The organism is Bremerella volcania (assembly GCF_007748115.1).
Classification (GTDB): domain Bacteria; phylum Planctomycetota; class Planctomycetia; order Pirellulales; family Pirellulaceae; genus Bremerella; species Bremerella volcania.
In genome coordinates this window covers 3,210,172-3,223,916 of record NZ_CP036289.1, presented here as the reverse complement: position 1 = coordinate 3,223,916, position 13,745 = coordinate 3,210,172, and the positions used below count along the sequence as shown (strand labels likewise).

7 protein-coding genes are annotated in these 13,745 nt (G+C 53.9%); 5 read left to right on the top strand and 2 right to left on the bottom strand.

Annotation, left to right across the window (positions count from 1 at the left end):
• Positions 1-6: 6 nt before the first annotated feature.
• On the bottom strand, positions 7-3,060 hold the full coding sequence (locus tag Pan97_RS13120) for a Calx-beta domain-containing protein (protein ID WP_144973223.1): 3,054 nt from the start codon (positions 3,058-3,060) through the stop codon (positions 7-9).
• A gap of 529 nt (positions 3,061-3,589) precedes the next feature.
• Here Pan97_RS13120 and Pan97_RS13115 point away from each other — a divergent pair.
• Positions 3,590-7,285, top strand: a complete 3,696-nt coding sequence (locus Pan97_RS13115) for a Calx-beta domain-containing protein (protein WP_165698737.1) — start codon at positions 3,590-3,592, stop codon at positions 7,283-7,285.
• Positions 7,286-7,404: 119 nt separating this feature from the next.
• Positions 7,405-8,214, top strand: coding sequence for a DUF1338 domain-containing protein (locus tag Pan97_RS13110; protein ID WP_144973219.1), 810 nt, complete (start codon positions 7,405-7,407; stop codon positions 8,212-8,214).
• Positions 8,215-8,223: 9 nt separating this feature from the next.
• Here the strand turns inward: Pan97_RS13110 and Pan97_RS13105 are convergent, their stop codons facing one another.
• On the bottom strand, positions 8,224-9,867 hold the full coding sequence (locus tag Pan97_RS13105; protein WP_144973217.1) for a Glu/Leu/Phe/Val dehydrogenase dimerization domain-containing protein: 1,644 nt from the start codon (positions 9,865-9,867) through the stop codon (positions 8,224-8,226).
• 129 nt (positions 9,868-9,996) lie between these two features.
• Between Pan97_RS13105 and Pan97_RS13100 the strand changes: the two genes are divergently transcribed.
• From Pan97_RS13100 to Pan97_RS13090, 3 genes are all read left to right on the top strand, one after another.
• Complete coding sequence (locus Pan97_RS13100) at positions 9,997-11,202, top strand: hydrolase (protein WP_165698736.1); 1,206 nt, start codon at positions 9,997-9,999, stop codon at positions 11,200-11,202.
• Positions 11,203-11,270: 68 nt separating this feature from the next.
• Entirely contained in the window at positions 11,271-12,668 is a 1,398-nt protein-coding gene (locus Pan97_RS13095) for an aminotransferase class III-fold pyridoxal phosphate-dependent enzyme (protein ID WP_144973213.1), read from the top strand.
• A gap of 29 nt (positions 12,669-12,697) precedes the next feature.
• On the top strand, positions 12,698-13,723 hold the full coding sequence (locus tag Pan97_RS13090) for an arginine N-succinyltransferase (protein WP_144973211.1): 1,026 nt from the start codon (positions 12,698-12,700) through the stop codon (positions 13,721-13,723).
• Positions 13,724-13,745: the final 22 nt, after the last annotated feature.

The following is a 13,745-nucleotide window of genomic DNA, read 5'->3' as shown; positions in this document are numbered from 1 at the left end:
GGCCTTCTACCACGCGAAATAGCCGTCGGCATCAACTACTTCAAGAAAAGATTCCAATTCTTCCTGCTCAACAAGAACGTCAAACTCTGGTTCACAAACCTGGCTCATCACCGCATCAATGACTTGTTGGTCCGGAAGTGGTGGGGGCAATTCTTCATCGCTCGAGCTAGCCAGGTCTAATTCCGAATCTTCTTCAATTTCCGCGCCGACACTTACCCTTTTGCGATTGTTCGACAGGACGACAAGTGCGATGGGAGGCTGCATGATTGGACCCGAAACGGGTTCCCCGTCCAACAGCCTTCCTGTCGAAGACGCAGCGTATTGCGTCGTTTGGTCAGCCGTAGTTGACGCAGTTGCTACCTCTAACTCAGTAGAACTCTCAACCGTTTCGAATGGTTCACTGCTGAGGGCAAGAGTTCGACCGGACTGTGCAGCGAGTACTTCGGGCGGGAAAGTCAACTCGACACCGAAGTTGGCCACGTAGCCTGAGAAGTCAAGAATGTTGATTGCCCCCGACTGATTCAGGTCGACGTACTGCGGGGCCTGATCGGAACCAAACCAATAGATCGGGGTAGCTGAATCGAGAATATTAACGCCCCCGCTGCCGTTGTAGTCGCCGGTAAGTTTGAACAACTTGTTCACCACACTTCCCACTTCGACAAACGCGTCTCCCCCATGGGTGTCCTTGTCACCATCGAGGCTGTTGCCCAGCACGTCGGTCACGGTAGGCAACACGTCGAGTTGATAGATCCCATCAGAAAGCTCGTAGGGAGCAAAGATGATCGTCAGGGTGTTGCCATCTACCGAAAGCTGACCATCGGTCAACGTGATCACCTGATCGGCATAGACATCGGCATCAATGCCCAAATTCGTCAGTACCAGATCCGCCGCAACCACTTCCGCAATGGGTTCATCGAAAGTAACCACGATATTTCGCACGTCGCTTCGCTGCGCTGTCCACCCCGCGGGTTGTGCGCCCGTCGGGAGGTCCACCGGATCGACCAAATCAACATTTGCCTCGATGTTGGTAACAGTCGGCGCGGTGCCGTCCAGGTGAATGACAACATCTCCATAGTCGACAATTAGTAGCGACTGACCATTGAGGTTACCAATTGTCGTGTCGGACGTTTCTTGTCCTGTAAGTTTGTCAAGCGATAGCAAAATCCCCTCGGGCCCGATGCCTGCGGCCGAAGGTGTTGAAAGTTTAAAGGTACCCAAAGCGACCGGTGTGATCTTCGACTGCAAGTTCGCTGCGGCAACCAGGGTATCAGACGGCGTGGATAGACTACTATCAACAGGAAGTGAAAACGCTGTTGACCAATCACTCAGCGCTAACAGGCCAGCTCCCAAGTCCGATTGGGCGAAATTGAGTTGGTAGCTGATCAGGTCGATAGCAGGCAGCTTGTCGGCATAGACTGTGACAAAGTACTCACGATCAGCAGCCAGAACGACTTCATCCAGCTGCGAAAACTTGCCCATGCCAGGCACATCAAATTCGAAGAATAACTCAACTCCATCGGACGAGACCGTTATCGCAAACTGCTCCGTTGTATTTGACGAACTATCTGCCACGGTCACCGTGATATTCGCGACTCCTTCTTGGCCAGAAACTGGAGTTGCCTGGATAGTCCGATTGGCCCCGGTATCTGAGACGACAATCTGCGAATCAGGCAGCAGTGCTTGATTGTCCGATACAGCCGAGACGACCAGCGTGTTTACGTCGTCGTCGATATCTCCGACCGCGAATGGCAACTGTGGAGTAGCACCGTCAAGGCGGATCGTTACGTCGCCAATCGCGGTGATGGTGGGCTTGTCATTGATTGGATTGACCATGACCGTTAAGTTCTCGGTCGTCGTATTCGTGCCATCGAAGACCGATACGGTAATCTCCGCCGATCCCGAGGCATCGGCGGCCGGGCTGACTTCAACCGTACGATTGGCCCCAGATCCTCCGAAGACGATGTTTTCATCAGGCACCAGGGACAGGTTATCGGAGGATGCCGTAATGACGAGGGAATCAAGGTCCGTGTCGAGGTCTCCGAGCGTAAAGGCAAGGGCACCGGTAGTTCCATCCTCATCAATCACCTGATCATCAATAGCCGTTATCGTAGGAATTGCGGTGTCGTCGTTGAGGATGGTTCCCGTTACCGTTTCGGTTTGAATCGTTGCCCTGGCGGGATTCTCGAGCGTGACGGTAAACTCTTCATCCAATTCGAACTGCGTATCACCGCTAACAGGAACTGTGATCGTCTTCGAGGTCTCTCCTGCCGCGAATGTGATCTGGCCGTTTGGCAAGCTCCCGCCGAAGTCAGAAGCGTCGGCAGCGTTTGTGCCACTTCCTGTAATGGTATAGTCGACCGTTGAGCTTTCGCTGGTGACTCCCGACCGGATAACATTGAACGTGAAGTCGGTTGTTCCACTATCGCCTTCATTTTTGTTGGCATCGGTTGCAACGACACTCAGCATGGGAGGGACTGAGACCAAAGACGATTGAGCTTTAAACTCATATGGCAAACCCGACGAGGGATTGGTGCCGGGACTGCTGCTTGTAAAGTTGACGGAAGTCTGCCCTGAAAAGCCCAAGGCCGTCGTGAAATTGGCTGTATAAAGCGTCAGCGGTTGACTTCCGGACGACGGCCATCCCCCATCGACCTGGATTAAATCGTTCCAAACGGCCGTCAGATACTTGTCGGTAGTCGGGTCGTTGTCTAAATCGGAAACGTCATCCTGCAGTGTTACCGTGTCGGGGTTGAAGAAGATATCTTCCGTAAACGTTCCGCCAAGACCGTCGAACGTCAGCTTGGTGGAATCGAAATGCATCCGGAGACCAAGCCCCGAAGCCAACGCATTCAATGGGTCGCCGTCAACGTCGAGCGTCTGATACTGAACTGGAATATCGAGTGCCGTCGATGGTGCCGCAATGGCATCGTCGGCCCATACGAACTGCATCTCTCCTGTCAGCAGCAACCGCAATTCGCAGAGTTCAAGGCGAAGGCCTCGCCAACGCTTACGATCCGTCCGCTTGTTGCTGCGACCTGAAGACTTAACTCGCTTGATCAATGCGCATCTCCCGCTAATACGTCCAAGCTCAAGTGCGTTAATTTATCTGATTGGTTGCGACTTGCCGAGCACTTTCCAAGGAAGTTTTCCACCTGACTATCCACTGCCAATGGCGCATCTCACTGCGTTATGGAGCTTCGACTCCTGATACATAGATCAAGGAGGCAAGGAAAACACATCAAGTCGAAGCGTGGCCTGAAATCAGATTGCACACGCATCTGCAGTACCGAAGCGGTATGTGATGTACTCCTCCTGGTGCCCTCATGGGAATTCCGATCGCGGGGAAATGCGGAGTCGACAGATTTGCGTTACCGAAAGGACGTTGCGTCAAGCACCAAAGGTGTTGATAATCTCTCGGGTTAGCCCCTTCTGCTGAGCGAAGCCTGATAACGATTCCTTGTCTTGGTGATTCATGATCCTGTGTTCTTCGAGCCAATCCGGATGTGCGTTGCGTACATCTGGATTGCGTAACCGACGGCGCATTCTGCATCAGAGTGTTCGCTTCGAAGTTCTTGAGTCTCGAGACCTCTTGTCGGTTGCTCCCCAAGAACCCAACTTTGTCGTCTTTGAAGCTACGTCCGAATCGGTTTGCGTACCGATCAGCTCAGCCGCAGCAAAAGCGGCACTTTTGGAGTCTTCAAGTAGTCGTTACGAACAACGTGTCGTCGAAGCAATTGGATCCCTGACGACGACCAAGTCGACCGCGGCGATCTACTCGGACAGTAAGCTTTGGTCCACCGAAGAGGTGGGGATCTTTCCATCCCTGGAACAGTCAGCGTCGTTGATTCATCTCGACGACTATCGGACAGACCCACGTTTTAGTTCCGTCGATGGGTCAGGGTTCGCAACCGTTATTCTGGATACAGGCATCGACCTGGACCATCCATTCTTTGGCCCAGACTCCAACGGCGACGGCGTAGCCGATCGAATCGTTTACAGCTACGATTTTGCCGATAATGATTCCGATGCGAGCGACGTTAATGGGCACGGATCAAACGTTTCCAGTATCGTGGCCTCTTCAGACGCTACGTATACAGGGGCAGCGCCCGGCGCTGACATCATCCATTTAAAGGTGTTCCCTGACAGCGGAAGTGGAAGTTTCGGGATGGTCGAATCGGCCCTGCAGTGGGTCGTCGCCAATGCTGCGACATATAATATCGCGAGCGTTAATATGTCGCTGGGAGATTCCCAGAATCACGCCTCCAACCAGCAACTCTATGGAATAAGTGACGAACTTGCGGCTCTGGCCGCACTGGACGTCATCGTAGTCTCGTCCTCGGGAAACAGTTTCTATACCTTCGACAGCGTTCAAGGTGTGGGGTACCCGGCAGCGGATGCGAACTCGTTGTCGGTCGGTGCGGTTTATGACGGCGACGTTGGTAGTTTCAGCTATTCCAGCGGCGCCGTTGCCAATAGCACCGGCAGCGGGCGGATCACTCCGTTCAGCCAGCGCGATTCGCAGCTAACCACGATCATGGCCCCAGGGGCGCCGATTACAGGAGCGGGAGCTAATGGCAACCTGCTGACGCAACACGGCACAAGTCAGGCGTCACCGCAGATCTCGGGAATTGCGGTGCTCGCTCAGGATCTGGCGTATGACGTCCTCGGTCGCAGGCTGACCGTGAGCGAATTCGTGGACCTGCTCCGCTCTACGGCATCGCAAGTGATGGACGGTGATGACGAAGACGACAACGTCACCAACACAGGCCTGACGTTTCCCCTTGTGGATGCTCTGGCATTAGCCGAGGCAATTCTCGATCTGGGTGGACCCTCCTCGCCGACCCTCACCATTACCGCCACCGATGCCATATTGAGCGAGGGAGATGACGGAGACCTCACCAACTTCACATTCACCGTGCAGCGCACAGGCGACCTAACCGCTGAATCAACGGTCGATTTCGCCGTTGCGGGAAGTGGGGCGGCACCGGCCAATGCGGATGACTTCGGCGGCGAATTTCCTTCCGGTACACTGACATTCGCCCCAGCAGAGGCGACCTATGTCCTGACGATTCAAGTAACAGGTGACACAGAAGTCGAGCAGGACGAACAATTCCAGATTATGCTGTCCAATGCCACTTCCGGTACTCTCATCGCCGAGGAGACTGCAAGTGGAACCATTCTTGCCGATGATTCTATTGTGGATATCGTTCCCCTTGATGCCGAAAAGCCCGAGGGAACTGGAGGAAGCACTGAATTCCAGTTCACCGTGTCGCGCACCGGAGATACCTCGCAGGCCTTGTCGGTTGACTATTCCGTAGCGGGAACAGGGACCTTCCCGGCGGATGCAAGCGATTTTGGAACCGTATTCCCCTCGGGCACGGTTGAGATCCCAGCGGGAAGCACATCCGTAACACTTGTGATTCCGGTTGTTGCTGACCTGACGTTGGAAGACGACGAACAATTTATCGTGACTCTTGGCACTCCAACTGGGGCAACTCAGCAGGGGATTGCCGCAGCAACCGGTACCATTTTCAACGACGATGGTCGAGTGAGCATTGCTCCCGACCATGCCGCCGCAAACGAAGGGGACTCGGGGACTCAGGAACTCACGTTCACCGTGACACGAGACGGTTCAACGGCAACCGAGTTTCAAGTCAACTATGTCGTCGTTGGCGTAAGCGAACATCCGGCCGATGGCGCGGATTTTGGCGGCGCGATGCCCTCGGGGACGGTAACGTTTCTCGCCGGGGAAGTTACCAAGACGATTACGATCTTCGTTTCCGGGGATCCCATCTTAGAACCAGACGAGCAATTCGAAGTACATCTTACAGCAGCGACCGCAGGGTTCAGCATCGCCACCGATTCGGCTACCGGAACCATCTTGAACGACGATGCATCTCTGTCCTGGGCAGCTTCATCACTGTCTCAATTCGAGGGTAGCACAGGTCCTACTCTACTCACCTTTGAGTTGCTGCGAAGTGGAAACCTCGACCAAATCGTCACGGCGGACTACACCATTGCCGGGAGCGGCAGCAATCCGGTCACGGCCGACGACTTTGGTGATTCGCAACCTGGCACTGAATTTCCTGCAGGTACCGTCACATTCGCCGTCGGTGAAGCCAGCAAACTGATTAGCGTTTCGATCTTTCCCGACGTGGTGATTGAACCTGACGAAGAGTTTTCCATTACTCTCTCGAATTTAACCTCAGGCCTTGGTCTGCTCTCCGGCACCGCGATCGGTTCAATCCTGGATGATGATGCGGCTCTCGAAATAGTCGCTACGATCGCCAATGCCGCCGAGGGGAATCTTCATGCCTTTTCGATTCGACGATCTGGCTACCTGGACACCGTACAAACTGTCACCTGGGGAGTCTCGGAAGGAAATAGCAATCCCGCCAACGCATCAGACTTTGCTGGTATTTTCCCGAGTGGCTCGGTAAGCTTCAATCCTGGTCAAATGTCGAAACTGATTTCTTTTAGTTCCAGCATCGATTCCATTGCGGAGCCTGATGAGCAATTTGTCGTCACACTCAGCTCTACCAGTGGGGATGCTCAAATCAGCGGTGCGACAGCGTCCGGTACCATCTTGAATGATGACCAGATCGGCAAGCAATTCGCGCCTCTCGATATCAATCAGAATGGAACGGTCGATGCTTCGACCGATGGTAATCTCATTCTGGCCGTGCTCTCTGGATTGCCCGAATCTTCGCTATCTCCGTATCTGGGGTCGACGATTTTGATGGCTCCTGAGGTCTTTCAGAACGTCGAACAGGTAGGACTTCTGCTGGACGTCAATGAGGATGGAATCGTCGATGCCGCGACCGATGGAAACTCGATTATCAGCGTTCTATTTGGGCTGCCCGAAACTAATTTGATCGCGTTCAAGGGAACATCGTCGTTGAGCTCAGCCCAGATCCAGGAAAACGTGCTTGCCTTGACAGTCGTTCCCCAACCGAATTCTTCAGCTGCGGTCATCCAGTCGGACGTGATCCCTGAAAGTGAGCCAACTAACGGCGGGAACCAAGCGAGCGACTATTTGCTCGGCTTGAGCACTTTTATTGCCAGTCGCAATGAAGACATCCCGGCAGCGCCCGTCGAACTTGTGGACACCAAAGTAGTTGATGATCTATTCCAGGATCTGGGGTTTACGAATTCGTCGAAAAACATTGATCCGCTGATATTGGAGATGCTGACAGCGGACGGGGACCGGTTTTGCTTGACGAGATTGACCGACGATGAAGCGGAACTGGCTGACGGAGAAGTGGGGCGTTACTTCGATTGGTAATGCCACTGTTCGGCTAATTCTATGAGGTTTCCCCCTTCAGGCGTTAAGTCGGCAAGTTGCTCTGATCCGCGATCAAGCTAGAATTCTACAGATTGGTACATCACGCCAAGGAGATCATTATGGGTCGCAGTATTGAAAAGCTAATTGACCAACTCTGGGATTCCTATCAGAAGATTAATCCCCAGGCCGATCAAATTCATAAGCTGCTTTCGGATCGTGGCGAAACCATCGTGAACGACCATATTGCGTTCCGGACATTTCAGGATCCGCGAATAGGTATCGATCAACTTGCGATTCCCTTTCTCGAAGCTGGCTACCAGCCAGCGGACGAGTACCACTTCGAGACAAAGAAGCTTTTCGCCAGACATTTTCAGCACAGCGACCCGGCACTTCCCAAAGTCTTCATCAGCGAGCTATTGCTCAATGAGTTCTCTGGCGAGCTTGGGGACATTATTCAGCGCATGCTTGAACAGCTACCGGAAATGGAATCGCTCTCAGAGCCACTGTGCACCGCCGGTCGACTTTGGGAGGTACCCTTCGCCCACTACGAAACGTTAAGCGAGCAAAGCGAGTATGCAGCTTGGATGGCTGCCCATGGATTCTGTGCGAATCATTTCACTATCTTCGTCAACGCCCTGAAGACCATCGACTCCCTGCAAGATCTGAACTCGCTGCTCGTGCAAGAAGGGTTTGCGTTGAATCAAGAAGGTGGAGCCATCAAGGGATCGCCAGAGGTCTACCTGGAACAATCGTCGACGATTGCCTCGGTCGTGGATGTTCGCTTCGCAGACGGAGTCCACGCCGTGCCGGGCTGCTACTACGAATTTGCCCGACGTTACCCTCTTCCAAACGGTTCCCTCTTTGAAGGATTCGTTGCCAAAAGTGCCGATAAAATCTTCGAAAGTACCGATAAAAAGCTGCAAAACTAGCAGCCGCCATTACGGGAAGAGGCCTCGACGCAGCTTTGCTTCGGCAACTCTTTCGATTCCCTCGATGAGCGCAGCCGTGCGGAAATCAAGGTTCTGCTTCTCGCTACGTCCAAGGGTCCGCTGAAACGCATCGACCAAGATCTTCTTGAGCCGAGAGTTGATTTCGTCCAGGGTCCACATGTAATTCTGCGTTCCCTGAACCCATTCGAAGTACGAAACGGTCACCCCGCCCGCATTACCGAGCACGTCCGGAACGACGAAAATCCCTCGGTCCTTGAGAATTTCGTCCGCCTCAAGCGTGGTGGGACCGTTGGCACCTTCAGCAACCATCCTGCACTGCAGCTTCTCGACGTTGCTGGCTGTGATCTGATTCTGCAGCGCACATGGTGCCAGGATATCGCACTTCAGCTCCAGTAACTCGTGATTGGTTACTTCTTCAGCGTGCGGATATCCTTTAAGGACTCGATTGTCCTCAACGTATTGAAGCAAATCGGCAACAGAGAGTCCTTTGGGATTGTAAAGCCCCGTCGAGACGTCGCTCACACCGATCACCTTCGTCCCCAGTTCTTCCAACAGCCGAGCCGTGTTACTACCGACGTTGCCGAAACCTTGAACCACTGCCGTGGCTCCTTGCATCGGCATTCCCATAACCTTGGCGGCCTCCTCAATGACGTACACGAGTCCGCGACCGGTAGCTTCACGTCTCCCCAGCGAGCCTCCCAGTGCCACTGGCTTTCCGGTCACGATGGTCGGAACTGAGTACCCCAGTTGCTGGCTGTAAGTGTCCATTAGCCAGGCCATGACCTGCTCGTTCGTGCCCATATCAGGGGCTGGAATGTCCTTCTCAGGGCCAATCATTTCGATGATTTCCATTGTGTATCGTCGCGTCAATCGTTGCAATTCGTGCCCAGTAAGGTCGGTTGGATCTATGCGGACACCCCCCTTGGCTCCACCAAAAGGAAGACGCATCAGCGCACATTTCCAGGTCATCCACATCGCTAAGGCAGACACTTCGCCGAGGCCGACGTCTTCGTGATAGCGAATACCACCCTTCGTTGGTCCCATCGTCAAGAGGTGCTGCACTCGATAGCCAAATACGGTCTCGACATGGGTATAACGATCTTTGCGAAAAGGCAACGTAACCACGAGTGTCCGCTGTGGAAACAGAAGCCGCTCTCGCAAATTCTCATCGAGGCTCATGATCTGAGCCGCTTTCAAGAATTGTTGCTGTGCCAGGTGCAGCATGGGGGAGTTCCACTCCTGCTGCTCGGCATGGGTGCGCTTTACGGCCAGCTTCAAAGAACGGGCCAAGCGATGTCCATCGATCTTTCCCTTCACCAGGTAATCCTGGGCACCCGCTTCAACGGCCTTGGCAGCCAAGGATAGGTCGTCGTTGCCCGTCAGGACGACCACTGGGATGTTCTCGGCAGCGTGGTGCATCCGCAGGAAGGTCTGAAGTCCTTCGCTGTCGGGAAGCGTAAGATCGAGCAGAATTGCGTGAGGGCGATTCTGCGCCAGGTAATTCAAGCCTGCTTCGAGACGATCGACGCCGTAGATGGTGAACTTCGTATCACCCGTTTCAGAGAGAAGCTCCTCGATCAGCTTAGCCTGGAGTGGATTATCTTCAACGACAAGAACAAGAATTTCCGACATCGCTGGCTCCTGTCAAAGTCGGCTGGAGTGTCGACAGGTTAAAAATCGACGCGCTTCCGCTAACATTCTATGGCGAAGGATACTCTGTGGCGCGTAAAATCTCTAGTAACTCTTTTCGGCAGGATGGCCATGGCACTGGAATCGGAAGTTCAAACCATCTTAACCCGCATCCAATCCCAGCGGGATGAAATGCTACGTCAGCTGGTGCTATGGGCTGCTATCAACTCTGGCACTAGCAATCTGACTGGTCTCCACCAATTGGGCGGTCTGGTTCTCGACGAACTTCGTACCATTTCCGATGACGCCCAGGCAATTTCTGTCCCCCCGCAACTGGTTGTTGACCAGCATGGCGATCTCAAGGAACGCGTCATCGGAGATGTCCTTCTGGGGGTTCGCCGAGCCGGTGCCCCTCGGCAAGCTGTATTGTCGATTCATCTGGATACCGTCTATCCGGCAGAGTCACCATTTCAAAAGGTCAAGCAAGATGGTGATCTTCTGCACGGCCCAGGCGTGGCCGATGCCAAAGGTGGGTTGGTTGTCCTTTTGTGGGCGCTAAAAGCGTATGAGGAATACGTCGAATCGACTGGCAATGTAAATCTCGGATGGAAAGTCATTCTCAATAGCGACGAAGAAATCGGGTCCCCGGCATCGCGTGAAGTCTTCAGCGATCACTGCCAAGGGGCTGATTTTGGACTCTTGTTCGAACCTTGTCTGCCCAACGGTAGTCTTGTCGGGCAGCGGAAGGGCTCAGGCAACTTTGAAATTGTTGTCCGCGGGCAAGCCGCCCATGCCGGCCGTGAGTTTCACAAGGGGCGCAACGCGATTGTTGCTGCGGCACGGGTTGCCCAGAAGCTACATGCCCTGAATGGACGTTGGAAAGAGACGACGATCAATGTCGCCAAGATTGACGGAGGCGGGCCTACGAATGTCGTACCTGACACAGCCGTGGTCCGGTTTAATGTGCGCTACCCGGCCGTGGATATCGAGGACGCTTTGAATGCCGCGCTAGATCACATCGTCGAAGAAACGGAAGAAGGCATCACCTTGATCCGGCATGGCGGATTCTTCGCGCCCCCCAAGCCGATGACGAAAGAGTATGAATCGCTACTTAAGATAGTTCAAGCCAATGGTAAGACACTTGGGCTGGATCTCTCGTGGGAGTCGACCGGCGGCGTTTGCGACGGCAATCGTTTGGCAGCTCTCGGCGTGCCGAATATCGATACGATGGGGGTCCGTGGCGGCAACATACATTCTCCGCAGGAATACATGCACTGCGACAGTTTGATTCAGCGAACGCAACTCACATTTCTCACACTGATCACCCTCGCAGAATGATTTCGACAGGCCGATGCAGCCGCGAGGGAGTAAAATGAAGTACAGAACTTACCTGCGAAGGAGGCTCGATGGATTCCAAATCCCTGACTGCCCAACAGCTTTTGTCCGATCCCCGTGTTACTCAGGCAACCGAACTTCTAACGGCAGCATTGGCGGAACACTCTGCCAAGCTAAGTGCCCGCGGCCCCAATGTTGAACTGTCCGAACCGTATCAGAAGTGGCTCGATTCGTTTGCCGAGTTGCGCGGAAACTCGCTGTTCTTTCCCTATCTTGGTAGTGGAGCAGGGCAGGGCGCGCTGGTGGAACTCGCCGATGGAAGTGTCAAGTACGACATGATCACTGGGATTGGCGTCCACGCCATGGGGCACGCGAATCCGGAGCTTTTGCAGGAACTTATCCCGGCCATATTGTCCGATACCGTCATGCAGGGAAACCTGCAGCAGAACACGGAATCGCTGCTGCTGTCGATGCAGCTGGTAACGCTCGCCAATCAACACGGTGCTTCGCTTGACCACTGTTTCCTTTCAAGCAGCGGCGCAATGGCCAACGAGAACGCATTCAAGATCATGTTCCAACATCGAACAGGATCAAGCCGCGTATTGGCATTCGAGAACGCGTTTGCGGGGCGGACACACCTAACCGGACAGGTCACCGATCGACCGAAGAATCGCGTTGGGCAGCCTCTAACCGTCCCGGTGGATTACGTTCCTTTTTTTGATGCCAATCGGCCGCAAGAAAGCACCCACGAAACATTGCAGACGGTGGAGCGATACCTGAAACGCCACCCCAACGCACACTGCGGTTTCATCATGGAACTGGTTCAAGGGGAAGGAGGGTACTACAGTGCTCCGCGAGACTACTTCGTTGCCCTTTGCCATCTGCTTCGCGAGCTTCAGATTCCAGTCTTCTTCGACGAAATCCAGACGTTCGGTCGGACGTACGCTCCGTTTGCCTTTCAAATGCTTGAGCTGGATGAGTTTGCCGATGTGGTTACTGTGGGAAAGATGTCACAGGTTTGTGCGACCCTCTTTAGAAAAGAACTCAATCCGAAGCCTGGGCTGTTGAGTCAGACGTTTACTTCCTCGACAACCGCTATTGTTGCCGCGCGCTGGATATTGCGGAAACTGGTCGAAGGAAGCTTCTACGGTCCGCGGGGGCGCATCGCGGAGATTTACGATCGGTTCGTAGCCCGCTTTGAGGCGATTCATGCAAAGGCCCCTGATCGCATTCGTGGCCCTTGGGGAATTGGGGGCATGATTGCCTTCACACCCTTGGATGGGTCACCGGAAGCCGCGAAGAAGGTGTTGCACGCGTTGTACGAAGCAGGCGTCATCGCCTTTGTGGCAGGTGTTGACCCGGCACGCGTACGATTCCTACCGCCGTTTATTTCATTGTCTGATGAAGAAATCACCAAAGTCTGCGACCTAGTGGAAAGTGTCCTCCTGTCTGACGTATTCGATCAATAGCAATAACCCATGCCCGCGAAGGAGTCTATATGCTCATTCGGCCTGTGGAAGAACGCGACCTCGATCAACTGCACGAACTGGCGCAGTTGACGAAGTACGGGCTCACGACGCTCCCCAAAGACCGAGCGGTCTTTGAAAAGCGGGTACGGCAAAGTCTTCGTGCCTTTGAAGACCTGAACGATGCAGATCCCCAAGGCCAGCTCTATTTGTTTGTGATGGAAGACACTTCTCTACACAAAGTGGTGGGTACGTGTGGAATCGTATCAAAGGTCGGCGGCTTCAAGCCTTTCTACGCTTTTCGTCTGGAAACGGAAATTCAAGAGTCGAAGACACTGGGTAGTAAACATCAACATCGCGTTTTGCACTTGTTCAAGAATCATGATGGCCCGACGGAGATTGGGAGTCTCTTTCTGCATCCAGATTTTCGGGGTGGAGGCAACGGACGAGTGCTGTCGCTCTCTCGCTTTCTCTTTATTGCTGAGTATCCCAAGCTTTTTGAGCAGGAGGTGATTGCCGAGATGCGCGGCGTTGTCGACGAAGCTGGCCACAGCCCTTTTTGGGAGGCGCTTGGGGTCCACTTCTTCGGCATTGACTTTCCCAATGCGGATATGCTGAGTCTCATCAATAAGGACTTCATCGAAGAACTGATTCCCCGGCATCCCGTTTACCTCGATCTCCTCTCGCCGGAAGCTCAAGCTTCGGTGGCCGAGGTACATCCCAATACGGTTCCTGCTCGCCGCTTACTGGAAAGCGAAGGTTTCGCGTACCACGACATGGTCGACATCTTCGAGGCTGGCCCCGTACTCCATTGCCCGCAAGACGAGATTCGTACCGTCAAGCAGAGTCGTGTTCTAACGGTGGTGTCCATCGTATCGTCGTTGGAAAAAGACGCACTCATGGCCGTTGTTTCGGCAAAGGACGGCTATTTCCGTACCAGTGGTGGAAAGATTTCCGAAACACGCGATGGCCTCGTGTTAGAGTCCCAACTTGCGGAAGATCTGAAAGTAAGCGTTGGTCAATCGGTTCGGTTTGCCCCCCTTAAAGCGGCGCATTAACGGCTTAAAGCGAGGAGGACTC